Consider the following 24,829-nt stretch of genomic DNA (forward strand, 5'->3'; position numbering starts at 1 on the left):
GTCAGTTCCACACCTTCCACGGGGCTTGGCCCGATTCCCAGAGGTTTTCGAGCTTGTTCTTGTCGTTCAGGGTGTCCATGGGCTGCCAGAAGCCGTCGTGCTTGTAGGCGTTGAGCTGCCCGTCGTGGGCGAGGTTGCGCAGCGGCTCCTGTTCCCAGACGGTGTCGTCGCCGGTGATGTAGTCGATGACGCCGGGCTCGCAGACGAAGTAGCCGCCGTTGACCCAGGCGCCGTCGCCGTCCGGCTTCTCCTGGAAGTGTTCGATCGTCGTGTCGTTCTTGCCCAGCGAGATCGCGCCGAAGCGCCCCGGGGGCTGCACGACGGTCATCGTCGCGAGCCGGCCCGAGGCGCGGTGGAAGTCGATGGTGGCGCTGATGTCGGTGTCGGAGACGCCGTCGCCGTAGGTGAAGCAGAAGGTCTCGTCCCCGATGTAGTCCTTGACCCGGCGCAGCCGGCCACCGGTCATCGTCCGTCCGCCGGTGTGCACCAGCGTGACGCGCCAGTCCTCGACGTCGCGCTTGTGGATCTCCACGTCACCGGTGCCGAGGTCGAACGTCATGTCCGAATAGCGCATGGCGTAGGTGGAGAACCACTCCTTGATGTAGGTCCCCTTGTAGCCGCAACACACGACGAACTCATTGATGCCGTGCGCGGCGTACTCGCTCATGATGTGCCAGAGGATCGGCCTCTCACCGACCTCGACCATCGGTTTCGGCTTGAGCACGGTCTCCTCGGAAAGGCGGGTGCCCAACCCACCGGCCAGAATGACGGCCTTCACAACGTCTTTCCTCCCTGTTGCCTGCCACCGGAACACCGCATGGTCAGGGCGGCGAAGCCACCGGGAGCCGCCGGGGCACGCAGGAGCCCGTCGAACGCCACCGAACGCCACGCGAGCAGCCCGCAGCAGCCCGACTGGCGCGGTAGGTTCCCCCCTACGAAAGTCCCCCGGTACAGCTCCCCCAGATCCATCCGCGAGTGCCCTCAGGTCCGCCGACCGGCGAGAACTGCCTAGACCGGCCCCGGACTTGGACGCTCGACCTTGGTCATGGTAACACCAGCCCTCGCGCCCCGAGACGCCGTGCAATCGCGCGCCCCAACAGGACTTTTGTCGCGGGCGGGAGCCCCACGGCCAGAAAACGTCCGCCCGGGCGGCCGGCCCGGACCGCGGGACTTCCACCGCATCGCCGGACGCTCCACGAGGAACCAGCTTCCCGCGGCAAGCGCCACCGCGCCGAACAGCGTGCCGGCGAGGAAGGGCAGCAGCCCGGCCCCGGCGATGCCGAACTGCTGCAGCAGCATCGCGACCGGCCACGCGTAGATGTAGACGCCGTAGGAGACGTCGTTCACGGCGCCGATGCGGCAGGCCCACGAGGGCGCAAGGTGCGCCGCCGCCAGCACGGCGTACGAGAGGGCGACCACGCCGACCCCGAGGAATCCGCCCGCCAGCAACGTCGCGGCCGTCGCGCCCACAGCGAGCGTCGCCGCCGGCGCCGACCACCGGATCCGCTCCGGGAAGAGCGCGGCCACGGCCCCGCAACCGAACGCCAGGTACAGCTCCGGACCGCCGCTGCCGATCGTCACCCGTTCGACCAGCCGGGCGCAGACCCCGACGTACGGCGCGAGCTGGACGACGACCAGCACCACCGCGAGCAGCGCCGGCAACGCGCGGCGGGCGCGCGAGCGCAGCAGCCCCAGCGCCATCGCCGCGGCTACGCCGAGGTAGCACAGGCATTCGAAGAAGAGGCTCCACAGGCTGCCGTTCACCGCGTCGACGCCGTGCACCTGCCCGTACGCGCTGCCGACGAAGACGCCGTCGATGCCGTAATCGGAGATGTGGAGGGCGCCATTGCGCAGCACGTACGCCGCGGGGCCCTGGGCGCCGAGATGCCAGTATCCGGCGAGACCGTCGTGGCTGGCCGCGTACGAGATCGGCCCCACGACCAGCGCGCCGACCAGCAGGACCACCCAGAAGGCCGGCAGGATCCGCAGCGCGCGGCGCCACAGGAACGCCCGGACGCTGCCCGACGCGCCGCTGCGCGTGATGAGAAAACCGCTGATCGCGAAGAATCCGAGGACCGCGAGGTCCCCGAGGTCGGCCTGGCCCCGAAAGAGGCGGTACGTCGGGTCGGCTCCGAACCCGCCGATCGGGAAGGCATGCGAGACGATCACGGCGCTCGCCATGACCAGCCGCAGCAACCCGAAGGCATTGGCCGCCCGCGACGGTGGCAGGCCGACGGAAGACGCGCTGGTCATAGATCCCCCTGACGTCGCGACCCGGCCCTCGACGCGAGCGAGGGACCCCCCTCGGGAACCTTACGTCGCGTGAAGGTTCAACCCTCACGCAGCGTAACAGTTACCGGCAGGGGCGGCCGCGTGAGCGCGTGGGGCGGGGGAGGCGCGTGGGATTAGCCCCGCGGCGATTCGTGCCGGTGCCGCTCGGCCTGGTAGCGCAGCGTGCGGGCGAACTCCTCGGCCATCGCGGCCCGCTCCCGCAGCTTCGTCAGCCGCTCGTCGGCGTCGGCGATGTACGCGTCCAGGCGACGCAGGTCGTCGGCCCGGTTGGACCCCGACGCCTCCCGCACGGCGTACGACCGGTCGCTGTCCGGCATCCACGGCCCGCCGAGCTCGTCGAGGGTCGTGAGCAGGTCGGCCATCTCCTCCAGCGTGTAGCCGAGCGGCTTCATCCGCTTAATGACCAGGAGGCGGGCGACCTCGGCGGCCGTATACATCCGGAATCCGCCCGTCGTGCGCGCCGAAGGGACGACCAGGCCGGTCTCGTCGTAGTGCCGGATCGTGCGCAGGCTCAGGCCCGTTCGTTCGGCTACCTCGCCGATCTTCATCGTGGCGCCAGAGTCCAGCACGTCGCCTCAGGTTCCCTTGCTCGCAGTCCTTGCTCACGGATTCCTGGAGCATAGTGATCCCCGACCGATGCAGGTCCGATCCTCGGTCGCCGACACGGCGATTCGGCCCCCGCCGGACTGCCAGGATGGGGGCATGACCTCATCGCGAGCGGGCACAGTGGCCCAGCCCCAGGACCTCGTTGACGTCGCGCATCTCGTCACGGCGTACTACACGCAGCACCCCGACCCGGAGAACATCGACCAGCAGGTGGCGTTCGGCACCTCGGGGCATCGCGGCTCCAGCCTGAAGACCGCCTTCAACGAGGACCACATCCTCGCGACGACGCAGGCCATCGTCGACTACCGGCGGCAGCAGGGCTTCGACGGTCCCCTGTTCATCGGCCGGGACACCCACGGCCTGTCCGAGCCGGCCTGGGCCAGCGCGCTGGAGGTGCTCGCGGCTAACGAGGTGACGGTGCTGGTCGACGACCACGACGGTTACACCCCCACCCCGGCCGTGAGCCACGCGATCCTCGTGGCCAACCGCGGCAAGATCCGCGGCGTGGACGACCTGCCCGCGAACGCCGGGCTCGCCGACGGGATCGTGGTCACGCCCTCGCACAACCCGCCCAGCGACGGCGGGTTCAAGTACAACCCGCCGCACGGCGGGCCCGCCGACACCGACGCCACGAAGTGGATCGCGGCGGCGGCGAACGCCTACATCAAGGCGGGCCTCGAGGGGGTCAAGCGGATTCCGTTCGCGCGGGCCCGGGCCGCGGCGACGGCGTACGACTTCCTGGGCCGCTACGTCGACGACCTGCCCCACGTGGTCGACATCGCCAAGATCAAGGAGGCCGGGCTGCACATCGGGGCCGACCCGCTCGGCGGGGCGAGCGTCGAATACTGGGGCGCCATCGCGGAGCGGCACGGCATCGACCTCACGGTCATCAACCCGCTGGTCGACGCCACCTGGCGGTTCATGACGCTGGACTGGGACGAGAAGATCCGGATGGACTGCTCCTCCCCCTCGGCGATGGCGAGCCTCATCGAGAACCGCGCCGCCTTCCAGATCAGCACCGGCAACGACGCCGACTCCGACCGGCACGGCATCGTCACCCCCGACGCGGGCCTGATGAACCCGAACCACTACCTGGCGGTGGCGATCCAATACCTGTACGGCGGGGGGCGCCCCGCCTGGCCCGCCGACGGCTTCATCGGCAAGACCCTGGTCAGCTCCTCGATGATCGACCGCGTCGCCGCCGACCTCGGCCGCAAGCTCGTGGAGGTGCCGGTGGGCTTCAAGTGGTTCGTGCCCGGCCTGCTCGACGGGTCCGGCCCGTTCGGTGGCGAGGAGTCCGCGGGCGCGAGCTTCCTGCGCTTCGACGGCAGCGTGTGGACCACCGACAAGGACGGCATCATCCTCGCGCTGCTGGCCAGCGAGATCCTCGCGGCGACCGGCAAGTCCCCGAGCGAGCACTACGCGGAGCTGGTCGCCAAGCACGGCGAGCCGGCGTACGCGCGGGTCGACGCCCCCGCGAACCGCGAGGAGAAGGCCAAGCTCGGCGCGCTCACCCCGGCCGCGGTCACGGCCAGCGAGCTGGCGGGCGAGCCGATCACGGCCAAGCTCACCGAGGCCCCGGGCAACGGGGCGAAGATCGGCGGCCTCAAGGTCACCACGGAGAGCGCCTGGTTCGCCGCTCGGCCGTCCGGGACCGAGGACGTCTACAAGATCTACGCCGAGTCCTTCAAGGGCCCGGACCACCTGGCGCAGGTCCAGGAACAGGCCCGCGAGGTCGTCTCGGCGGCCCTGTCGTCGTGACCGGATCGGACGGCGAGCCGGTCGATCTGCCGGAGCCGGACGAACCCATGGGCGCGGGAGACCTCCCCGCGCCCATGGGGCGGCTCATCGTCGTGACCGGGCCGATGGGCCCGGGCTGCCATCGGCTCGCCTGGGCCATGGCCCGTCGGCTGGACCAGTCCGTCGTGGTCGACGGGCCCATCCTCGCGGCGATGGTCGCCTCGGAACACGCCTCGGGTGCGGACGAACTCGGGACGATCCGCACGGCCCTGCTGCGCTATTGCGCCCAGATCGCGCTGGCCGAGACCTACCGCCGCGCCGGCTACGACGTACTGGTCGTGGAGGACCTCCCGGAGCGCCGGCTGGCGGACTTCCGGGACCTGTGCAGCCCCGACGAGATCCACCTCATCGTGCTCGACGGCACCGAGGAGACCTACCCGCTCGGGCTGCGGCTGCTCTCGACCGAGGACGTCGATGCCCAGGCCGTGGCCGTGCTGGCCCGCCTGCAGGAGTCCCTGCTCCCGGCGCTCGACTGAAGCCCAGGGCGACGAGCGAGGCTCAGAAGAGCGCGCTCATCAGGGCCCGCCTGGCCTTGGCCACCCGCTCGTCGGCGGTGCCGACCACCTCGAACAGGCCCAGCAGGTGGGTCCGCACCCGGTCCCGGTCCTCGTCCACGGTCGCCCGGATCAGGTCCACGAGCCGCGCGAACGCGTCCTCCACATGGCCGCCGGACAGGTCCAGGTCGGCGACCAACAGCTGCGCGTCGATGTCGCGTGGGTCGGCGGCGGCCGCGGCCCGCGCTGCGGGGGCGTCCACCGTGGCCACGCGCTGCAGGAGCTGCACCTGCGCGAGACCGGCCTTCGCGTCCGCGTCGGCCGGGTTGTCCTTGAGGGCCTGCTCGTACGCCGTGACCGCCGCCGCGTAGTCGCCGCGCTCGATGGCGTCGTACGCCGTCGCATGCGCCACCGGCAGGTCGGGTCCGCCCGCCTCGACGTCGCCCTCGGCGACCCCGGCATCGAACCGGCCGGTGACGCCGTGCTGCGCCGCTAGCTGCAGGACCTGCGCCACGACGGCGTCGAGCTGGGCCACCGGCTGCACGCCGGGGAACAGCGGCACGGGCTGGGCGGCGATGATCGCCAGGGTGACCGGGACCTGCTGCACCTGGAACGCCTGCGCGGTGCCCGGCGCCTTGCGGATGTCCACCGAGCACACCCGAAGCCGGCCGGCGACCCGCTCGGCCGCGGCGACGGCGTTGTCCAGCGCCTGCTTCGTCTGGGCCGCCTGCCCGTCCCACAGGACGAAGAGGGCCGGTACGTCGCGGGTGAGCAGGATCGCCTCTTCGAGGTTGGCGTCCGTGACGTCGAGGGTGATCCCGGAGGCCGCGCCGGCGGCCGAGGGGGTGGGGGCGGGGCGGCCCAGGGCGGACAGGTCGACGGCGCCGCGTAGGGAGGGCGAGGATCCGGGCAAGCTCATGGCGCCATTCTTGCCCAGGAGGATGCGCCCGGGAAACTCGGGGAACCGGCCCCGCGGGAGCCGTCAGATGCCGCCGGTGCCCGTCCTGCCGGCAAGGCCTCGCCGGCCCTCCGGGAGGCCCTCCCTTGGCCGGCTCAGTAGCCGGAGGCCCCGGTGATCTGCTCGGTGGCCGCGACGAGCCGCGCCTTGCCCTGCTTCGGCACGGTGAAGATCAGGCTCTGCGAAACCTGGGTGCGGACCTGCTGCACGAGGACGGTGCGGTTGGGGACGAGTGCGGAGAAGTACGGCGTCGGCTGCATCTGCTGGCCCGGCTTGATGAGGTAGTCGCTGACCCGCTCGATGGCACCGAGCACCAGTGTGTCCCCGTTGAGCTCCCGGAAGGCCACGACCGGATCGGGGCGCACCTGGAAGGTTTGGGTGAAGTCGGCCTGGCTGGCCACCGCTTTCTTCGCCGCCTCGGCGCGCGAGTGGAGCTGTTCCGCGAAGGTGTCCGACTCGTACGGCGCGTCGTCCTTCGGCGCGGCCAAGCCCTCGGCGTAGCTCTTGAGCAGGTCGGCCGGCTTGAGATCCATGTCGGCGCCGTTGGTCACCACCCGGGCGCCGTCTCCGAGGCCGGGGAACGCGTTGATCTGGGCCCCCGGGAGCATCTGCGCGTTGAGGGTGAGCCGGTACGGCGTGTCGGGCTTCGTCGCGACCAACAGGTGCACCACCGGCAGTTGCGCGTTCGGTGCGGTGGACGCGCCGAGGATGTATCGGGGGTAGTCGGTGCCCCGCGACGTCGACAGCACCTTGATGTCCGTGGGCACCCCGGACGCCGGGCTCGTCACGCCGGCCGCGATGAACTGCACCGCCGCCTTGGCCGCCACCAGCCCCTCGCCGGCGTACGTGCTCGCCAGCGACGACGCCGCGCCGGGCTTGCCGGACCGGGCCGCCGCATCGTCCGCCAACACGCGCTGCAGGACCCTGGTGGCTTGGTCCTCGGTGACGGCCGCGCCGGGATCGTCCTGGGGACCGCCCGCACCGGGCATGCCCGGCGCGCCGCAGCCGGCGAGGCTCGTGGCGAGCGCGGCCGCCAGTCCCACGGCGAGCAGGCCCGAGCGTCGGGGCCGGCGAACGGCGCGACCGGGGGCGGGCGGCCGGCTCATCGGGCCTCCTCCTCGGGCGCAGGGTGGACAGGCGCATCGTGGACGCGCGCATCGTGACCGGGCGCATCGTGACCGGGCGCCGGCCGCGGGCGCCGGCGACTCCCCAGCATTCCGGAGATCAGCAACCCGAGACCGGCCAGGGCCAGCGCCACGGCCTGCCAGCACCACGCCGCGTTGGCCCAGGACATGGTGACGTCGACCGCGTCGTCGCGGGGGTCGGAGACAGTGCCGGGGAAGACGACCAGGGCCTGCGGGAGCCGACTCGGAACGATGTCCATCGTGACCTGCTCGCCCGTCACCGGCGGGGCGAGGAAGGTGTCCGCGTTGAACGCGTGCGGGAGTGGGCCGTCGCGTCGTTCGGTCGCCTGCAGCGCGCGCGGCAGGAACGAGACGCCATCGATCAACGTGTGGCGCGAGCCGTCGAGGGCGGCGAGCGCGTCGTCGTCGAGCATGCGGACCGCCGTCACCTGGCCGGAGGCGCCGCGCGCCGAGACCTGGACCGGCGCCGAGGAGGCGCGCAGGGCGTTCTTGTCGAGGACCACCACCCCGGGCGAAGCGATCCGCGAGCTCGCCTCGACCCGTCCCGAGGGGCCGAGCGCCACCGCGAACACCGCCCCCACGACCAGCAGAGTGACCCCGGCGATGAGGGCCACCGTCGACACCCACGCGGGGCGGCGTGCTGTTGGCAACGCGTCCTTCTTCCGTCGTTCGATCCGGCCCCTGCGGGGCCGAGGTCCTGGTCCCCTCTCCCTCGGAAGAGTAGGGCGCTCCCGAAGCGGCCACCAAAACGCGCAGCGGCGGATCGCGGGGCCGCAGGCCCAACGATCCGCCGCAGGATGGGGTTCCGGCGGGGCCGGAACTCAGAAGCGCGCGGGCTCCCGGTAGATGCCCCACTCCGCCTTGAGGGCGTTGCAGATCTCGCCCATGGTGGCCTCGGCGCGCACCGCGTCGAGCATCGCGGGGATCATGTTTTCGCTCGTCCGGGAGACCTCGACCATCCGCGCCACGGCGGCGTCGACGGCGGCCTGGTCGCGGCCCGACTTTCGGTCGGTCAGCTCGGCGACCTGGACCTTCTCCACCTCGTGGCTGACCCGGAGGATCTCCAGCTCGTGGCTGATCGAGTCGGTCAGGCAGTTGACGCCGACGACCTTCTTGCTGCCCTGCTCCAGCGCGACCTGGTAGTGGAACGCCGCGTCGCCGATCTCGGCCATGAACCAGCCCTCCTCGATCCCGCGCAGCAGGCCGGAGGTGATGGGACCGATCTTGTGCTCGATCGCTCCGTCCGGGCCGGGCTTCTTGCCCAGCTCGCCCATCTGCAGGATCTTGGCGAAGATGCGCTCGGCCTCGGCCTCGATCTTGTCGGTGAGCGCCTCGACGTACCAGCTCCCGCCCAGCGGGTCGGCGACGTTGACGACGCCCGTCTCCTCCATCAGCACCTGCTGGGTACGCAGCGCCACCTCTGCGGCGTGCTCGCTCGGCAGGGCCAGGGTCTCATCGAGGGCGTTGGTGTGCAGCGAGTTGGTCCCACCGAGGACCGCGGACAGCGCCTCGACCGCCGTACGCACGACGTTGTTGAGCGGCTGCTGCGCCGTGAGGCTGACTCCCGCGGTCTGGGTGTGGAAGCGCAGCCACTGCGCCTTCTCGGTCTTGGCGCCGTAGCGGTCGCGCAGCCAGCGCGCCCAGATCCGGCGCGCGGCGCGGAACTTGGCGATCTCCTCGAAGAAGTCGACGTGGGCGTCGAAGAAGAAGCTCAGCCCGGGCGCGAAGGAGTCGACGTCTAGGCCGCGGGACAGACCGAGCTCGACGTACCCGAACCCGTCGGCGAGCGTGAACGCGAGCTCCTGCGCGGCCGTCGCCCCGGCCTCGCGGATGTGGTAGCCGGACACCGAAAGCGGCTTGTAGTCGCGGATGTTGGTGTCGCAGTACTCCATCAGGTCGCCGATCAGGCGCAGGTGCGGCTCGGGCTCGAAGAGCCACTCCTTCTGGGCGATGTACTCTTTGAAGATGTCCGTCTGCAGCGTGCCGTTCAGGGCGGAGATGTCGCAGCCCTGGCGCTCGGCGGCGACCAGGTACATGCAGAAGGCGGGTACGGCGGGGCCGCTGATCGTCATCGATGTCGTGACACCGTCGAGCTTGATGTCGCTGAAGAGGATGTCCATGTCGGCGGCGCTGTCGATGGCGACGCCGCAGTGGCCGACCTCGCCGAGGGACATGGGGTCATCGGAGTCGCGGCCCATGAGGGTGGGCATATCGAAGGCGACGGACAGGCCGCCGCCGCCGCGGCCGAGGATCATCTTGTAGCGCTCGTTGGTCTGCTTGGCGTTGCCGAAGCCCGCGAACTGCCGGATCGTCCAGGTGCGGCCGCGGTAGCCGGTGCTGTAGAGGCCGCGCGTGAAGGGGTACTCCCCCGGCCAGCCGATCCGGTCGAAGTTCGGGTCGGCGGCGGCCTGCTCGTCGCTCGGGCCGTAGGCGGGCTCGACCTCCATGCCGGACAGCGTGGTGAAGTCCGCGTTGCGGACCTGGCCCTTGGCCAGGGCGGTCTGGTACCGCTGCTGCCACCGCTGCCTGCCGTTAGCACCGTCGGTGGTGGGGAGCGTGTACGTCGGGAGGGTGCGCGCCACGGCGTCGGCCGCGGGCTGAGGGGTCGTGGGGGCGGCGGCCGTGTCGGCCTGCGGGCGGTCCGTCGTCGTCATGCCCGCCAATTTACTAGGACTTCCTAGTAAATGGCTAGGGCGTGGTGGACGAGCTGCCATCGAGCGCTGGACGGACCACGGAGCTCCAGGTCAGGCCACGTGCGGGCGAGGCGCCGTGCGCCGGACGGTTACGCCGTACTCACCGGACGGTTACGCCGTACTCATTGTGGGTGCCCGTCGACGCCTTCAACGGTGACCGCCTCGACTGCCGCCCGCTTTCCCCGACTGTCGCCCCGTTTCCCGAACTGCCGCCCTACTTGCCCCACTGCCGCCCTCTTGACCGCACTGGCGCCCCGTTCCGCGAACTGCCGCCCTCTTTCCCGCACTGGCGCCCTTCTTCAAGGCGGGCGCCAGTCGGGGTAACAGGGCGCCAGTTGCGGAAAGAGAGCGGCAGTCGACCCAGGGCTGGTGCTCGCCAGATCTGACGGCCTTTCCCGCACTGCCGCCCTAGTCACCCACCGCGACTGCACTGCCGTCCTCTTGACCGCACTGGAGCCCTTCTTCAAGGCGGGCGCCAGTCGAGGTAACCGGGCGGCAGTCGGGGGACAGAGGGCGCCAGTCGATGTTGGGGGGGCGACCTCAACGCTCGACGGAGCTCGCTTGATCGTCGAAGCCCACGACTCCGTCGACTGCTGCTCAACGCTCGACGGCGGTCGCACAAGCTTCGTGGACAGATTTCAGGACACGTTACGCGCTGTGATCACCACCGATAACGTGCCCTGACACATGCCCACGAGGGTGGGCGCCACGAACTGTGGCAGCTCCGCAACGCTCGCCAGCGCCAGCTTGATCGCCAAAGCCCTGCCGTGCGCGACCTCTGTGCACCGGCCGCTACACAAGCTCCGTGGACAGGTTTCAGGACATGTTACGCGCTGTGATCACCACCGATAACGTGCCCTGACACATGTCCACGAGGGTAAGCGGCGCGGACTGCTCATCTCCGCAGCGCTCGCCAGCGCTCGCTTGATCGTCGAAGCCCACGACCCCGACGTCTCCCTCCCCAACGCTCGCCGGCGCTCACTTGATCGTCGAGCCCACGACCTCGACGACTCCTCCTCAACGCTCGCCGGCGCTCACTTGATCGTCGAAGTCGCGCGCCCCACGGCGTACCTTCTCCAAGAGCCGGAACAATTCCACCCGCTCCGCCCCCGTCAGGGCATCCAGCGCGAATCCCGCGCCGACCAGCGCGGTCGTCGCGTCCGCCACCACTGCTCGACCCGCCGGCGTGATCGCCGCCAACGTGCCCCGCCCGTCCTCCGGATTCGGCACGCGCGCCACGAAGCCCTGCTCGGCCAGCCGCTTGATGATGTGGGTCGCGCTCGTCGGGTGCACCATCAACCGCCGGCTCAGCTTCGTCATCGGCAGGCGCCCGTCCCGGGAGAACTCCAACAGCGTCAGCGCCTCGAACCTCGGGAAGCTCAGTTCGTAGGGGGCGAGCACCGCGTCGTACGTCGCCAGCAGCAACTGCTGCGTCCGCATCACCGAGGTGGCGGCCGCCATCGCCTGCGGGGCCGAGGCCCGCCCCCACCGCCGCTCCCAGAGCACCGCGGCCCGACGGATCGGGTCGAAGGGCAGAGACAACGGCGCGGGCACCCCACGAGACTACCGAGGAGTCAGCTTCCGCCCCCGCCGCCGACGCGCCGCCCCCGAACCCGCAGGCCGGCTCGGCACCCATCGGCGCGGCCCGTCCACCCCTCAGGCGCCGTCGGCCAACGCCCGCTCTAGCCGTTCCACCTTGCCCGTCAGCTCGCCGATGAAGCCGGGCCGGATGTCCGCTTTGAGCACCAGGGAGACCCGCGGCGCGAATCGCGCAACCGCATCGCACGCCGCCTTCACCACGGCGAAGACCTCGTCCCACTCCCCCTCGATCGTGGTGAACATCGCGTCGGTGTGGTGCGGCAACCCCGACTCCCGCACCACGCGCACCGCGGCAGCGACCGCCTCGTGCACGGAGCCGGACTCGTCGGCGGCGATCGCCGGGGACACGGAAAAGGCAAGCAACATGCGGGCAGCCTAGGCAGACCCACCCGACCCCGCACCCGCGTCACCGGGCGGCCGCCCATCTCCTGGCGACGCGGGCTGGGGCCGAGGCTCGCCGCGCACCCAGGCCGCGCGACCGGCGTCAGCTGTAACTCCGCGTCGGCCAGCTCCGCGACCTCCGGGTCGTGCGTCGCGACCAGCACCGCGGCCCCCGCCTCGGCCGCCGCTCGCAGGAGCGCCATCGTCCGCTCCCGATTGCGGTGGTCGAGCGCGGAGGTGGGCTCGTCCGCAAGCAGTACGCCGGGTCGCCCCGCCAGCATTCGCGCGAAGGCCACCCGCTGCCGCTGGCCGCCGGAGAGCTCATCCACCAGGTGCCAGCCGATGTCGTCCAGACCCACGGCGGCCAACGCGTCCGCGGCCCGACGCTCGGCCTCACCGGCGGGCACCCCGGCGTCGAGCAGCGGCAGCACGATGTTCTCCGCCGCGGTCAGCACGGTCGCCAGGCCGAAGGACTGCGGCATCAGCGCCACCCCGGCCGCCCGTGCCGCGTCCGGGCCGGCGATCTCCGCGCCGTCCACCAGCACGACCCCTGACTGCGGCCGCACGGCCCCGGCGAGCGCCCACAACTGCGACGACTTCCCCGCCCCGGACTCCCCAGTGACGGCCACCAGCCGACCGGCCGGCACCTGCAGCGAGACTCCATCCACGGCCCGCAGCTCGCCGTACGTCACCGTCAGCTCCCGGGCCTCCAGCCGCGCCGCGCTCATGGCCGCACCCCGCCCGGCGTACCGTCGCCAGCCCCACCCGGCGTACCGTCGCCAGCGGCGCCAGACGCGCCCGGCAACCCGTCCGGGACCAGCAGCCACCGGGCCCCCTCGCGGTGGACCCGCACGGCGGTGCCCGGCGGCAGATCCGCAAGCGCCCCCACCGGGAGCGGGAGCGAGCCGTCCGCAGCGACGATCGCGAACTCCTCGCCGTCCCGCCCCTCGCCGCCGACCCTGCCGTCGCGGATGGTGACCGTACGCCGCATGCGCCGCGCCACCGCCTCGTCGTGGGTCACGACGACCACGGTCGCCGAGCGTTCGCGGTTGACGTGGTCGATCGCCGCCAGCACGTCGTCCCGCGCCGCGTGTGAGAGTGCCGAAGACGGCTCGTCGGCGAGCAACAGGCCGGGACCGGCGGCCAACGCGACGGCGAGCGCGATCAGCTGAGCTTGGCCGGGAGACAGGTCCGCCGGTCGACGGGTCGCGAACTGGTCCGCGCCGACGAGGGCCAACGTGTCAAGCACGTCGGGGCAGGACCGGCCCCGCCGCAGCGCGGCCGCCTGCGCGAAAACGACGTTGTCGGCGGCCGACAGGTACGGCACGAGATTGCGGCGCGCGCCCTGCAGCAGGACGCCGGCCTCGCCGGCCCGGTAGTCGTCCAGCTCCGCCTCGGTCAGGTCGACGAGATCGCGCCCGCCCACCGTGATCCGCCCGGCGCTCGGCCGCATGAGGCCACCCAGCAGCGCCAGCAGCGTCGACTTCCCCGACCCCGACGGACCCAGCAGCCCCACCGTCTCCCCGGGGCGGATCGCCAGGTCCACACCGGCGAGGGCGGCCACGTCCTGGCCCTCGGTGCGGTACACGTGGACGAGGCCGCGCGTCGCGACCGCCAGGCCGGTCACTGCTCCTCCTCGACCAGGCGAGCGCGAGCCCGCCGAGCCACGAGACGGGCGGAACCGGTCGCCGCCGCCGTGACCGCGAGAGCGACCAGGCACCAGGACAGCGCCACGGCCGGCGGGTCGGGGAGCAGCGCGGGCAGCGGGCGCGCCGCCGGCCGGGTGAACAGCGGGAACAAGGGCATGACGAGGAACGCGCCGAGCACCCCCGGGAGCACGCCCGCGCCGCTGACGATGACTCGCTCGCGGACCGCCGCCGCCCGCACCGTCCTAGCGCGCATGCCGGCCATGCGAAGGACGGCGGCGTCGGTCGCCGCGCGGCGCCACCCCAACAGCGCCGCCACCACGACGAAGGCGACCGCCACGAGCATCGAGAGGGCGGCCGCCACGAGCGCCAGCGACAGGCCCCAGGCGGACCCGGAGGCGTCGTACCGGGCCCGCACCACCTCGGCGTCCCGCACCCCGGTCACGGCCATGCCGCGGGCGGCAAGGGCGTCGCGTACGGCGGCGCGGGTCCCGTCGGAGTCGCCGGCGAACCACACCTCGGCGGTGTCGTTCGGTCCGAGGTGGGCGCCGCGCAGGCCCAGGACGGTGCGGTCCCCGAGGATGCCGCGCGCCGCGAGCAGCGGCAGTTGCCCGGCGCCCGTGCCGATCGGGCGGATCGGCAGCATCGTGTCCGTCAGCCCTTGGCCTCGACCGTCGTGGTCCCGTCGACGCCGACGACGAGACCGGGAAGGGGGTCGGGGACGTCGCCGTACGGCATCGCCACCGGGCCGCCCGACACCGTGACCGACAGCGCCAGGGAATCCTGCGCAGCCGCATCCACCACCTCGACGGCCGCCGCGGCGGGGTTCACCGGGTCCCGCCAGGTGCGCCACGCGCCGGCCGGCCCCAGCCCCACCCGGCGCCCGTCGACCGTCAGGCCGGTCAGCGTGACGCGGCCCCGCACCATCGCAGGGGGCCGCCCGGATCCTTGCGACCCGGTCGAACCGGTCGAAGCCTGCGACGCCGCCCCGGGCGTGCCGCCGGGCAGCGGCGCCAGGGCGAAGGTCAACCGGTCGAAGCGGCACGCCTCCTGGCACAGCAGGGGCGCGCTGAGCTGGGTGGGCGCGGTCGTACGCAGCGGAAACACGCCCAGCGGACGATCGAGCCGGCGCCCGTCGGGGGTCGTGACGACCGCGCCCACCCGCAGCCCCCAGGCGCGCCAGACCGGGTCGTCGGCGGCAGGGGTCTCACCCGGCGCCGGGCCAGGGGTCGTGCCCGGGGTCCCCGCCGCCGTCGAGTCCAGCGGCGTCAGGTCCGTGGTGCCGGTCAGCGCGAGGACGGAGCCGGCGACCCGCAGGGACGGCGGCCGTTCCCCGGCGGAGAGGCGGTCCAGGTCCGCACCGGGCAGCGTCGACGTGTACGCCACCCGACCCAGCTGCCGCGGGTCCACCGCGAGCGTCGCCGGCGCCTCGCCGTCGGCGGGACGGGTCACCGCGACCACGGTGGCCTTCTCCCCGGCGGGGTCGGCCCGCTGCACCAGGTCGACGAGGGCGGGCAGATCGGCGGTGCCGACCTGCACGGCGTACGGCGCCCGGGCCTCCAGTTCCGCGCGCAACTGCCGGTTCCGCGCGCCCACGACGGCCGCATTGGCGGCGACCACGGTGGACGCCGTGGCCACGGCCACGATCACGGCGACGAGCCGTCCGACGGGGCGCCGAGCCGCCGCGGCCCAGCCCAGCGCCGCCCCGGCGGCCCCGCGACGCCGCGCCCGGCGTGCGGCGGCCGGACCCAGCCGCCCCAGCAGACCCGCGCCGAGCAGTCCCAGCGCGAGCGCCAGCAGGGTGGGCGCCGCCAACGCGAGCGGGGTGGGATCGGACGTGGTCCGCAGCGCCAGCACGGCGGCGGCGGTGAGCGCGAGCACGACCCATGTCCCGGCCCCGATGCCGCGGGGCAGGACGGGCAGCCGCTGCAGCAGCCGGAAGACGTCGAGCCGCACGATCGGCCACACGGCGAGCGCGACGACCGCACCGGCGACCACCGCCGCGACCAGGACCGCCACCCCGGTGGACGGGCCGATCTCGGCGGGGACCCCCGCCGGCAGGATCCGGGCCCGCAGGGCGGCGTCGATGCCCACGGCGCCGAGCCCGCCGAGCACCACCCCGACCAGCACCGGCGGCAGCAGCTCGCCGAGCAGCAGCCGACGGGCCCCGCGGGCGCCCCCGCCGCGCAACCGGGCCAGGGCGGCCTCGCCCCGCCGTTCGTCGGCTGCGGACCGGGCGACGGCGTACAGGACGGCGACCACCAACGCCGCGAGCTGCCCGAGAACCAGGGGGACGATGAGGCGGATCTGCGCGGCGGACGAGGCGACCTCCTCGCCGGCCGCCGCCACCCCACCGCGCAGGACGGTGCCGGACGGGGCCCGCTCCTGGGCCGCGCCGATCTCGCGCTGGACCGCGGGCAGGTCGTCGATGGTCAGGGCGAGCGGGTCCACGGCGTACTCGCGCGTGGCCGACACCACCCACCCGGGCCGCACGGTCGCCGGCGCGGCGACCCACGGATCGAGCTTGACGCCCTGGTCCTGGACGATGGCGCGGTTCCCGCCGAGGTGGCGGCCCAGCCAGAAGCGGTCGTCGGGGGCCTGAACGTACACCCCCACCACGGTCAGCTGGACGATGTCCATGGCCGGCTGCCCGGGCCCGGACGGCACGGACCGGGTGCCCCGACGCGGGTCGCCGGAACCCGTGGGGGCGGCGTACGGCCGCGTCGTGCCCACCCGCCAGCCGTAGGCGTCGCTGTCGGATTCGCTGACCGCGATCTCTCCGGCGGCCGTGGGGCACCGGCCCGCGCTGAACCGCAGGTGCGCGCAGACGTCGTCGCGGACGAGCAGCTGGGCGGGGTTGGGCGGCGCGGGCTCGGGGAACACCTGCGTCAGCCCGTCGGCGGCCCAGTTGCCGACGCCCCGGGGGTAGACCCTGCGGGTGACCGGGCCGAGGAGTTCGGCCGCCTGGCCGACCTCGGACGCGGGCGCCTCCCGCAACCCGGCGTCGACGATCAGGGCGCTCGCCACCGCGGGGCGGAGGGTCACCGCCGGCTTGACCACGCCCTGCTCCAGGGAGCGCGTGGCGAGCCGTATCAGCACGACGCAGGCCCCGACGAGGAACGCCAACACGAGCACGCCGACGGTCTGCCGGGTCGGTGCCGCATCGCCGCGACCACCCAGCGGGCGGACACCGCGGACCTGGCCCGCGAGGCGATCCGAGGGGAAGCCGGCTCCCCCGGCGCAGCCCGGTCCTGCCCGGGCCGGCTGCGCCACCCCCGTCGACCGGCCGTCATACCGGCAGGCTACGCCCGCATCCCGCGCGAAGCGGGGCGGTCGGCGGCGAACTCACCCCACCCCCCACCCGCCCACCTTCACCGCCCAGGGCTCTCGTCGTCCGGTGCGGTGATCCGACGGGTGACCCGCAGCATCGTCTCGATGGGCTCGTACCCCAACGCCCGGCTCAGCGAGGCCAGCTTGCGGTCGATCTCCACGGTCGTCGTCTGGACGTGGGTGCGTTCCGGCGCGTGCCGGCCCAGCCAACCCGCGGTCGCCACCAGCAGCATGGGGGCCAGGCGCTTGCGGCGATGGGCCTCGTCGACATACGTCGCGCGCTGCAGCGTCGCCGCGAACTCCGGCTTGGGGGGCACCCGCACGGTGGAAAACGCGATGAGGCGATCCTCGGGGCTCAAGGCCACCGCCGTCACGACCCGGTGACCCTGGCCGAGCCACATCGTCGTCGTCCGCTCGAAGTCGCCCGTGGCCTGTTCCGGCTGCACGGCCAGCCCGCGCGCGAGGTCGTGCTCGTCGGAGGTCGCCCGCAGCGCGAGGAACTCGTCGCGCCAGTGCTGCGGGGGCAGGCCCTCGAAGAGGGCGAACCGGTAGCCCTCCATCCGTGGATAGCCGGCCTGGACGAACGAGGTCACGGTGTCGGGCTTTAAGGGCAGCGTCAGCTCCCAGCGGATCATCCGCCGCCCGATCTCGAATCCGTGGGTCCGGGCGAACCCGACGTACGGGTGTCGGCTCGCCTCCATCAGGTTGTCCCCCGCGAACTCGACCGCCGAGAGCATCCGGGTCCGCCCGTTCTGCTGCGCTCGAGTCAGCAGCTCCTCCATCAGCATCCGGCCGATGCCGTCGCCGCGGTAGTGCGGCGGCACGTACGGGAAGACCCACACGTCCTCCGAGTCCGCGGCGGTCGGGGTCAGCTCGATCGCCGCGCCGAGCAGGGAGCCCCGGGCGGTGACGCCGATGACGTGCCGCCGGTGCTGCTCGTCCGGGAGGGCCATCAGCTCGATGAAGTCCTCCAGCGCCGTGGGCTGGTAGCGCGGCCGCCCGGCGCTGAGCGCCGTCTCGCGGACGCGCCAATAATGCTCAGCCTCAGCGTGATTCGCCAGGTCCAGCGCGACGAGCTCCATCGCCTCACGGTAATCGGGCCCGCGCGCGGGGCCCGACAGGCACACCGCCCCGCCGTACGGCGGCAACGGCGGGTACGTCGGAGCCGCCAGCCGCTCAGCCCATGTTGTCGAGGACGCTGTCCGCGGCGGCGTACGGGTCCAGGTCGCCCGTGACGACCTTGTGCGCGAGCTCCTCCATGCTGTGGCCGCCTCGCAGGTCGCCCATGCGCTCGCGCAGGGCCGCGAGGGTGATGGCCTCGATCTCGTCGGCGGCCCGGGCCACCCGGCGGCGGTGCAGCTCGCCGTGCTCGGACATCCACGCGTGGTGTCCATCGATGGCCTCGACGACCTCGTCGACACCCTGCATCTGCGCGGCGACGGTCTTGAGGACCGGGGGCCGCCACTGCGGGCCGTCGGTGCGCTCGCCCAGGCTGATCATGTGGCGGATGTCGCGGACGGTGGCGTCGGCGCCCTCGCGGTCGGCCTTGTTGACGACGAAGACGTCGCCGATCTCCAGGATGCCGGCCTTGGCGGCCTGGATGCCGTCGCCCATCCCCGGCGCGAGCAGCACGATCGTGGTGTCGGCGAGCCCCACGACCTCGACCTCCGACTGGCCGACGCCGACGGTCTCGACGAGCAGCACGTCGCAGCCGGCGGCGTCGAGCACCCGCAGGGCCTGCGGGGTGGCCCAGGACAAGCCGCCCAGGTGACCGCGGCTGGCCATCGAGCGGATGTAGACCTCGCGGTCGAGGGCGTGGTCCTGCATGCGCACCCGGTCGCCGAGCAGGGCCCCGCCCGAGAACGGCGAACTCGGGTCCACGGCCAGCACGCCGACGCGCTTGCCCTGCTTGCGGAAGGCCGTGACGAGCGCGTTGGTGGACGTCGACTTGCCGACTCCGGGGCTGCCCGTGATGCCGATGATGTGCGCGTGCCCGGTGTGCGGGGCCAGTGCCGCCATCACCTCGCGAAGCAGCGGCGAGGCGTCCTCGACGAGCGAGATCAGGCGCGCCACGGCGCGCGGCGAGCCCTCCCGGGCCTGGGACACGAGGGTGGGGACATCGACGGCGCGGCGGGACATGAACCTCACCTTACCCAGCGGAGACAGGGCGAATGGGCGGTGCGGGAACGGCAGGACGCCGGCCCGCCGCACGCGGCGTACCGGCGTCCCGACCCCTGTCTACAGGCGCTGTGGTCAGGCCTTGGGCACCCGCACGATCAGGGCGTCACCCTGGCCGCCGCCGCCGCACAGCCCCGCCACCCCGACGCCGCCACCGCGGCGCTTGAGCTCCAGGGCCAGCGTCAACACGACCCGGGCCCCGGAGGCGCCGAGCGGGTGGCCCATCGCGATCGCGCCGCCGTGCACGTTGATCTTGTCCGCGTCGAGCCCCAGCTGCTTGGCGCTGGCGATCCCCACGGCGGCGAAGGCCTCGTTGATCTCGATCAGGTCGAGATCCGTCGGCGCGACCCCCTCGCGCTCACACGCCTGGGCGATGGCGCCGGCGGGCTGGTAGACGATGCCCGAGTCCGGCCCGGCGACGGTGCCATAGCTGCCGATCTCCGCGAGCCAGGACAGGCCCAGTTCCTCGGCCTTGCTCTTGCGCATCACGACGACGGCGGCGGCGCCGTCGCTGATCTGGCTGGCCGAGCCCGCCGTGATCGTGCCGTCCTTGGAGAAGGCCGGCCGCAGCTTGGCCAGCGACTCCTCCGTGGTGTCCGCGCGGATGCCCTCGTCCCGGTCGACGATCTTGGGCTCCCCCTTGCGCTGCGGGATCTCCACGGGAACGACCTCGTCGGCGAAGACGCCGTCGGCCCAGGCCTTGGCCGCCAACCGGTGGCTGCGGGCGGCCAGGGCATCCTGCTCCTCGCGGCTCACCCCGTGGCCGGCCTCGTCGGTGATGTTGCCCATGCCGCGGTCGGTGAAGGCGTCCCATAGGCCGTCGTACTCCATCGCGTCGCGCAGACCCACCGTGCCGAACTTGTAGCCCGAACGGCTCTTCTCCAGCAGATGCGGGGCGTTGGTCATGGACTCCATGCCGCCCGCCACGACGATGTCGAACTGGCCGGCGCGAATCGCCTGGTCGGCCAGGGCGATGGCGGTCAGGCCGGAGAGGCAGACCTTGTTGATGGTGAGGGCCGGGGTGGTCATCGGGATGCCGGCCTTGGCGGCGGCCTGCCGCGCCGTCATCTGGCCGCAGCCGGCCTGGATGACGTGGCCCATGATGACGTACTCGACTTGCTCGGGCGCCACCCCCGCGCGGTCCAAGGCACCCTTGATCGCCACGCCCCCCAGCTCCATCGCGGACAGATCCTTGAGGGAACCGAGCAGCCGACCCATCGGGGTGCGTGCGCCGGCGACGATAACGGTGGACTCAGACATGGAACCTCCCTAATGAGCGTTCAGTTACGGCAACTCTAGCCACGCCGTAGCTACTCGCCAGTCCGTTGCGAAAGTGATGCGCCGATCGGTCGACAACTCGTCGCCGCGCGGGCCGGCCTTCGCATCGCTGCGGCATCCGTCCCCGGGTCCGCGTCGCTCAAGCCGATGCGCCTGACCCGACCGGCGCGGCGTCGCGGCCCCTAGGCTGAACCGCATGAGCGAAGCCATGACCGGACTGTTCACCCACATCGACCACGTCGGCATCGCGGTGCCGGACCTCGACGCGGCCATCGCGTTCTACGAGGAGAAATACGGGATGCGCATGGCGCACCGGGAGACCAACGAGGAGCAGGGCGTCCAGGAGGCGATGATGGAGGTCGGCGGCTCGACCTCGTGCATCCAGCTCCTCGCCCCGCTCAACGAGAACAGCACGATCGCCAAGTTCCTGGCCAAGTCGGGTCCCGGCATCCAGCAGATGGCGTACCGTGTCGAGAACATCGACGAGGCCTGCGCGACCCTCACCGAGCGCGGGCTGCGCCTGCTGTACGCCGAGCCCAAGCGCGGCACCGCGGGCAGCCGCATCAACTTCATCCACCCCAAGGACGCCGGCGGCATCCTGGTCGAGCTGGTGGAGCCGGGCACCGGCCACTGACGACGGGAGCAGCGCAGCGGAGTCCAGGAAAGTGGCCCTCGTCCCCGGGCCACCGCTGCCTGCTGGGCCGTGTTCCCCGAACCGCGGATTATCGCGGCTCGGGGAACACGGCCTCTCGGGCTGCACAGTCGGGGGCGCGCGTCAGCCCAGGTCTGGGGCGTCCGCCTCGCCCATCGGGCCCGCCCAGGTGGTCGGCAGGTCGCCGTGTCCCGGCGCCACCACGTCGACGATCTCCTGCAGCGCCCGGCGTACGAACGTCTCCCCCACCCACAGGTGCTTGCCGCCCTCGATCGGGACCACGCGCGCCTGCGGGATCGCCGCGAACCGCGCGAACGCCTCCTCCGGCTGCAGGTAGTCGTCCTCCTCGGGCACGAGCGCGACGACGGGCTTGCCCTCCTGGGCCCACTGCGCCAGGTGCTGCTCGTGGCTGTAGCGCAGCGGGGGCGACAGCAGGATCGCGCCCTCGATCGCCGGGTCGTGGCCGTGCATGAGGGCCAGGTCGGTCCCGAAGCTCCAACCGACCAGCCACCGGTTGGGCAGGTCGTGGAACTCGGCGTACTCGATGGCGGCCGCCACGTCGTACCGCTCGCTCTGCGCGTAGTCGAACTCCCCCTCGCTCGTCCCCCGCGCCGAGCTGGTCCCGCGGGTGTTGAACCGGAGCACCGCGATGTCGGCCAGCGCGGGCAGCCGGAAGGCCGCCTTGCGGTAGACGTGGCTGTCCATGAATCCGCCGTGCGTGGGCAGCGGGTGCAGGGTGATCAGCGTCGCCACCGGCGGTTTGCCGAGGGGCGTGGCCAGCTCCCCCACCAGCACCAGTCCGTCGGCCGTGTGCAGCTCGATGTCCTCGCGGTGCGCCGGCAGGACGCTGTTCGCGCGGATCTCCCGCGGGGCGACGACGCGCAGCGAGCCCGTGGTGGGATCGGCGGCGGGCGGTACGGACATCGGCAGACACCTCGTGGGTCGCGGGGCGGGCTCGGCGGACGGGCGAGCGGGACGCCCCTCATCATGCCAAGACGGGCACGGACGCCGACGGCCGCCGTGCCTCCCGACGCGAGCAAGGAGGTACGGCGGCCGCGGTGGGCACCCTGGGCGAGCGGGGGCCGCCGGCAGCGCACACAGACGCTGGCGCGGCCCGCCCTGGGCGCTACTTCTTGGCGTACGAGCGGAACCCGTGTCCCGTCTTGCGTCCCATGTAGCCGCCCTTGACCAGGTGCTCCAGCAACGGCGCCGGGCGGAAGTGCGGGTCGCGGAACTCGGTGAAGAGCTCCTTCTGAATGGCCAGGGAGACGTCGTTGCCGACCACGTCGAGCAGCTCGAACGGGCCCATCGGCAGGCTGCAGCCCTGCTTCATGGCCAGGTCGATGTCGTCGGCGGTCGCGTAGTGCTCCTCCAGCATCGACACCGCGTCGTTGAGGTAGGGGAAGAGCAGCGCGTTGACGATGAACCCGGAGCGGTCGCCGCAGTGCACGGCGCGCTTGCCGATCTTCGCGCACAGGTCGTCGACGGTGTCGCGCACGTCCTTGGCGGTGATGACGGTCGAGACGATCTCGACGAGCTTCATGATCGCCGCGGGGTTGAAGAAGTGCATCCCGATGACGTCCGCGGGCCGCGACGTCGACGCGGCGATCTTGACGACCGGCAACGACGAGGTGGTCGAGGCCAGGATGCAGCCCGGCTTGCACACCTGGTCGAGGCGCTGGAACGTGTCGATCTTCACCGCAAGGTCCTCGGCGATCGCCTCGACGACGATGTCGACGTCCTTCAGGTCGTCGTAGCTGCTCGACGGGTGCGCGAGCGCCAGCGTGGCGTCGTACTTCTCCTGCGTCATCTTGCCCTTGGACAGCGCCCGGTCCAGGCTCTTGCGGAGCATGCCCAGGGAGTTCTGCGCCTTCTCGTCGGAGCGGGCGACGAAGGTCGTGTCGTAGCCGGCCTTGACGAAGACCTCGACGATGCCCATCGCCATCGTGCCGTTGCCGATGACGCCGACCGTCTTGACGTCACGCAGGTTGGCATCGGCGGCGGCGCCCTTCGCGGGGGTCAGCTCGTCGGCGACGACCTTGCTCGAGCCGGGCTTCTCGTAGCTGTAGAAGCCCCGGCCGGTCTTCCGGCCGAGCCATCCGGCCGACATCATCTGCTTGAAGATGGGCGCCGGGGCGTGCAGGCGCTCGCCGCTCTGCTCGTACATGGTCTCCAGGACCGCGAAGATCGTGTCGACGCCGACGAGGTCGGCCAGCGCCAGCGGGCCCATCGGGTAGCCGCAGCCCATCATCATCGCGGCGTCGATGTCCTCGCGCGTGGCGTACTTGCTCTCGTACATGCCGACGGCGTGGTTGATGTAGCCCATGATCAGGGCGTTCGCGATGAAGCCGGCCTTGTCGCCCACCCGGACGGGCTGCTTGCCGAGCCGCTCGGCCAGCGCCTGGATCTGCTGGGCGATCGCCGGGTCGGTGACGACGGTGTCGATGACCTCGACGAGCTTGAGCACGGGCACGGGGGCGAAGAAGTGCATGCCGAGCACGCGCTGGGGGTGCTTGGTGGACATGGCCACGTCGGTGATGGAGTGCGCCGACGAACTCGTCGCCAGGATCGCGTCCTCCGCGACGATGTCGTCGAGCTGAGTGAAGATGCTCCGCTTCAGGTCGAGGTCCTCGGGGACCGCCTCGATGATCAGGTCGCAGTCGGCGAGGCCGGCGAGGTCCTTGGTGTAGGAGATCTTTCCGAGCAGCGCGGTGCGCTCGTCGGCGGTCATCTTCTCCCGGTCGACGGCCTTCTGGGTGGAGTTCTCCACGAACGTCTGCGCCCGAGTCAACGCCTCGTCGCTCACCTCGACACCGATGGCGTCGATGCCGCTCCGGGCGAAGACCTCGACGATGCCGCCGCCGATGGTGCCGAGCCCCACTACCCCGACTTTTGCGATGTCACGTGTCATGAGCGCGAGTTTGCCAGCGCGCAAGGCCCTGCGGGTCTCGTAGCAACTGAGACGTCAGCCACCCGACCTGGGCAGGCGCTCCAGGCGCCGGCGGGCGATGTCGGCAGGGGCCGCGGACGGTGTGAGAAGGTGTGCCCCGTGCGCCTGGTGATCGCGAACTGCAGCGTCGACTATGCCGGCCGCCTGTCGGCCCACCTGCCGCTGGCGACCCGCCTGCTGCTCGTCAAGGCGGACGGATCGGTGCTGGTGCACAGCGACGGCGGCTCCTACAAGCCGCTGAACTGGATGTCGCCGCCGTGCGCGATGAGCGAGCAGGCGCCCGATGCCGACGAAGCTGCCGCCGGCGTCGCGGCGGTGTGGGTGGTCCGCCACGCCAAGTCCGCGGACACGCTGCGGATCCGCCTGTACGACGTCCTGCACGACAGCTCCCACGAGCTGGGCACGGACCCCGGCCTGGTGAAGGACGGCGTCGAGGCGCACCTGCAGGCCCTGCTCGCCGAGCACATCGCGACGCTGGGCGAGGGCTATCAGCTGGTGCGGCGGGAATACATGACGGCCATCGGCCCGGTCGACATCCTCGCCCGCGACCCCGCCGGGCGCAGCATCGCCGTCGAGATCAAGCGGCGCGGCGAGATCGACGGCGTCGAGCAGCTGACCCGCTACCTGGAGCTGATGAACCGCGACCCGCATCTCGTGGCGGCCGGCCCGGTGCAGGGGGTGTTCGCGGCCCAGGAGATCAAGCCGCAGGCGCGCACCCTGGCGACCGATCGCGGCATCCGCTGCGTCACCCTCGACTACGAGGCCCTGCGCGGGATGGACGACAGCGCCTCGCGGCTGTTCTGACTCCCCCGTTCAGACTCCGCCGT

The 24,829-nt window shown here is 72.2% G+C and carries 21 protein-coding genes and 1 pseudogene; 4 read left to right on the top strand and 18 right to left on the bottom strand.

Translation table 11 applies throughout. The features are described from left to right. Position 1: 1 nt before the first annotated feature. The 3 genes from rfbF to IPK37_01540 all read right to left on the bottom strand — a co-directional run bounded on the left by rfbF (position 2) and on the right by IPK37_01540 (position 2,840). Entirely contained in the window at positions 2 to 778 is a 777-nt protein-coding gene (gene rfbF, locus IPK37_01530) for a glucose-1-phosphate cytidylyltransferase (GenBank protein ID QQS01193.1), read from the bottom strand. A 230-nt stretch (positions 779 to 1,008) separates the two neighbouring features. Beyond that, a complete protein-coding gene (locus IPK37_01535) occupies positions 1,009 to 2,253 on the bottom strand; it encodes an acyltransferase (GenBank protein ID QQS01194.1) in 1,245 nt (414 codons plus the stop codon). Positions 2,254 to 2,405: 152 nt separating this feature from the next. Continuing rightward, positions 2,406 to 2,840 carry a MerR family transcriptional regulator gene (locus IPK37_01540; protein QQS02601.1) on the bottom strand — a complete coding sequence of 145 codons (435 nt, stop codon included), beginning with the start codon at positions 2,838 to 2,840 and terminating at the stop codon, positions 2,406 to 2,408. Between the two features lie 154 nt (positions 2,841 to 2,994). Here IPK37_01540 and IPK37_01545 point away from each other — a divergent pair, with 154 nt between their 5' ends. Continuing rightward, on the top strand, positions 2,995 to 4,659 hold the full coding sequence (locus IPK37_01545; protein QQS01195.1) for an alpha-D-glucose phosphate-specific phosphoglucomutase: 1,665 nt from the start codon (positions 2,995 to 2,997) through the stop codon (positions 4,657 to 4,659). Then, positions 4,656 to 5,174, top strand: coding sequence for a hypothetical protein (locus tag IPK37_01550; GenBank protein ID QQS01196.1), 519 nt, complete (start codon positions 4,656 to 4,658; stop codon positions 5,172 to 5,174). The genes IPK37_01545 and IPK37_01550 overlap by 4 nt, the downstream gene beginning before the upstream one ends. Positions 5,175 to 5,196: 22 nt before the next feature. Here IPK37_01550 and IPK37_01555 read toward each other — a convergent pair whose 3' ends face one another. From IPK37_01555 to IPK37_01615, 13 genes and pseudogenes are all read right to left on the bottom strand, one after another. Then, positions 5,197 to 6,111 (bottom strand): tetratricopeptide repeat protein, encoded by a 915-nt coding sequence (locus tag IPK37_01555; protein ID QQS01197.1) that lies wholly within the window; start codon positions 6,109 to 6,111, stop codon positions 5,197 to 5,199. A 134-nt stretch (positions 6,112 to 6,245) separates the two neighbouring features. Continuing rightward, a complete protein-coding gene (locus IPK37_01560) occupies positions 6,246 to 7,256 on the bottom strand; it encodes a hypothetical protein (GenBank protein ID QQS01198.1) in 1,011 nt (336 codons plus the stop codon). After that, positions 7,253 to 7,945, bottom strand: a complete 693-nt coding sequence (locus tag IPK37_01565; GenBank protein QQS01199.1) for a hypothetical protein — start codon at positions 7,943 to 7,945, stop codon at positions 7,253 to 7,255. The genes IPK37_01560 and IPK37_01565 overlap by 4 nt, the downstream gene beginning before the upstream one ends. 171 nt (positions 7,946 to 8,116) lie before the next feature. Then, positions 8,117 to 9,949: a methylmalonyl-CoA mutase gene (locus IPK37_01570; protein QQS01200.1), complete on the bottom strand. Its 1,833-nt coding sequence runs from the start codon at positions 9,947 to 9,949 to the stop codon at positions 8,117 to 8,119. Between the two features lie 1,056 nt (positions 9,950 to 11,005). Further along, the gene (locus tag IPK37_01575; protein ID QQS01201.1) at positions 11,006 to 11,542 is read right to left on the bottom strand and encodes a MarR family transcriptional regulator; all 537 of its coding nucleotides are present in this window, start codon (positions 11,540 to 11,542) and stop codon (positions 11,006 to 11,008) included. A gap of 102 nt (positions 11,543 to 11,644) precedes the next feature. Continuing rightward, complete coding sequence (locus IPK37_01580) at positions 11,645 to 11,953, bottom strand: thiamine-binding protein (GenBank protein ID QQS01202.1); 309 nt, start codon at positions 11,951 to 11,953, stop codon at positions 11,645 to 11,647. A 119-nt stretch (positions 11,954 to 12,072) separates the two neighbouring features. Next, positions 12,073 to 12,696 (bottom strand): annotated as a pseudogene (locus tag IPK37_01585) (ATP-binding cassette domain-containing protein). Then, entirely contained in the window at positions 12,693 to 13,595 is a 903-nt protein-coding gene (locus IPK37_01590; protein QQS01203.1) for an ATP-binding cassette domain-containing protein, read from the bottom strand. Before IPK37_01590 ends, IPK37_01585 begins: the two are co-directional and overlap by 4 nt. Further along, positions 13,592 to 14,260, bottom strand: coding sequence for a hypothetical protein (locus IPK37_01595; protein ID QQS01204.1), 669 nt, complete (start codon positions 14,258 to 14,260; stop codon positions 13,592 to 13,594). The genes IPK37_01590 and IPK37_01595 overlap by 4 nt, the downstream gene beginning before the upstream one ends. An 8-nt stretch (positions 14,261 to 14,268) precedes the next feature. Beyond that, positions 14,269 to 16,749 (bottom strand): hypothetical protein, encoded by a 2,481-nt coding sequence (locus IPK37_01600; GenBank protein ID QQS01205.1) that lies wholly within the window; start codon positions 16,747 to 16,749, stop codon positions 14,269 to 14,271. 236 nt (positions 16,750 to 16,985) lie between these two features. Continuing rightward, positions 16,986 to 18,026, bottom strand: coding sequence for a GNAT family N-acetyltransferase (locus IPK37_01605; protein ID QQS01206.1), 1,041 nt, complete (start codon positions 18,024 to 18,026; stop codon positions 16,986 to 16,988). Positions 18,027 to 18,120: 94 nt separating this feature from the next. After that, the gene (meaB, locus tag IPK37_01610; protein ID QQS01207.1) at positions 18,121 to 19,083 is read right to left on the bottom strand and encodes a methylmalonyl Co-A mutase-associated GTPase MeaB; all 963 of its coding nucleotides are present in this window, start codon (positions 19,081 to 19,083) and stop codon (positions 18,121 to 18,123) included. 114 nt (positions 19,084 to 19,197) lie between these two features. Continuing rightward, positions 19,198 to 20,382 carry an acetyl-CoA C-acetyltransferase gene (locus tag IPK37_01615; protein ID QQS01208.1) on the bottom strand — a complete coding sequence of 395 codons (1,185 nt, stop codon included), beginning with the start codon at positions 20,380 to 20,382 and terminating at the stop codon, positions 19,198 to 19,200. 214 nt (positions 20,383 to 20,596) lie between these two features. Here IPK37_01615 and mce point away from each other — a divergent pair, with 214 nt between their 5' ends. Then, positions 20,597 to 21,034 carry a methylmalonyl-CoA epimerase gene (gene mce / locus IPK37_01620; protein QQS01209.1) on the top strand — a complete coding sequence of 146 codons (438 nt, stop codon included), beginning with the start codon at positions 20,597 to 20,599 and terminating at the stop codon, positions 21,032 to 21,034. 141 nt (positions 21,035 to 21,175) lie between these two features. On the opposite strand, the gene IPK37_01625 is transcribed toward mce, so the two are convergent. Beyond that, entirely contained in the window at positions 21,176 to 21,976 is an 801-nt protein-coding gene (locus tag IPK37_01625; protein ID QQS01210.1) for an alpha/beta hydrolase, read from the bottom strand. Positions 21,977 to 22,178: 202 nt separating this feature from the next. Then, complete coding sequence (locus IPK37_01630) at positions 22,179 to 23,963, bottom strand: 3-hydroxyacyl-CoA dehydrogenase family protein (protein QQS01211.1); 1,785 nt, start codon at positions 23,961 to 23,963, stop codon at positions 22,179 to 22,181. Between the two features lie 138 nt (positions 23,964 to 24,101). On the opposite strand from IPK37_01630, the gene nucS reads away from it, so the two are divergent. Then, positions 24,102 to 24,806, top strand: coding sequence for an endonuclease NucS (gene nucS / locus IPK37_01635; protein QQS01212.1), 705 nt, complete (start codon positions 24,102 to 24,104; stop codon positions 24,804 to 24,806). Positions 24,807 to 24,829 lie beyond the last annotated feature (23 nt).

This window comes from Austwickia sp., assembly GCA_016699675.1.
Taxonomy (GTDB): Bacteria; Actinomycetota; Actinomycetes; order Actinomycetales; family Dermatophilaceae; genus Austwickia.

What these genes read in the sequence shown, in the direction of transcription:
- meaB (QQS01207.1), bottom strand. Translation starts at nt 19,083, where the DNA reads ATGTCCCGCCGCGCCGTCGATGTCCCCACCCTCGTGTCCCAGGCCCGG.
- IPK37_01560 (QQS01198.1), bottom strand. Translation starts at nt 7,256, where the DNA reads ATGAGCCGGCCGCCCGCCCCCGGTCGCGCCGTTCGCCGGCCCCGACGC.
- IPK37_01595 (QQS01204.1), bottom strand. Translation starts at nt 14,260, where the DNA reads ATGCTGCCGATCCGCCCGATCGGCACGGGCGCCGGGCAACTGCCGCTG.
- IPK37_01555 (QQS01197.1), bottom strand. Translation starts at nt 6,111, where the DNA reads ATGAGCTTGCCCGGATCCTCGCCCTCCCTACGCGGCGCCGTCGACCTG.
- IPK37_01625 (QQS01210.1), bottom strand. Translation starts at nt 21,976, where the DNA reads ATGTCCGTACCGCCCGCCGCCGATCCCACCACGGGCTCGCTGCGCGTC.
- IPK37_01630 (QQS01211.1), bottom strand. Translation starts at nt 23,963, where the DNA reads ATGACACGTGACATCGCAAAAGTCGGGGTAGTGGGGCTCGGCACCATC.
- IPK37_01545 (QQS01195.1), top strand. Translation starts at nt 2,995, where the DNA reads ATGACCTCATCGCGAGCGGGCACAGTGGCCCAGCCCCAGGACCTCGTT.
- IPK37_01615 (QQS01208.1), bottom strand. Translation starts at nt 20,382, where the DNA reads ATGTCTGAGTCCACCGTTATCGTCGCCGGCGCACGCACCCCGATGGGT.
- IPK37_01605 (QQS01206.1), bottom strand. Translation starts at nt 18,026, where the DNA reads ATGGAGCTCGTCGCGCTGGACCTGGCGAATCACGCTGAGGCTGAGCAT.
- IPK37_01580 (QQS01202.1), bottom strand. Translation starts at nt 11,953, where the DNA reads ATGTTGCTTGCCTTTTCCGTGTCCCCGGCGATCGCCGCCGACGAGTCC.
- IPK37_01570 (QQS01200.1), bottom strand. Translation starts at nt 9,949, where the DNA reads ATGACGACGACGGACCGCCCGCAGGCCGACACGGCCGCCGCCCCCACG.
- IPK37_01535 (QQS01194.1), bottom strand. Translation starts at nt 2,253, where the DNA reads ATGACCAGCGCGTCTTCCGTCGGCCTGCCACCGTCGCGGGCGGCCAAT.
- IPK37_01540 (QQS02601.1), bottom strand. Translation starts at nt 2,840, where the DNA reads ATGAAGATCGGCGAGGTAGCCGAACGAACGGGCCTGAGCCTGCGCACG.
- mce (QQS01209.1), top strand. Translation starts at nt 20,597, where the DNA reads ATGAGCGAAGCCATGACCGGACTGTTCACCCACATCGACCACGTCGGC.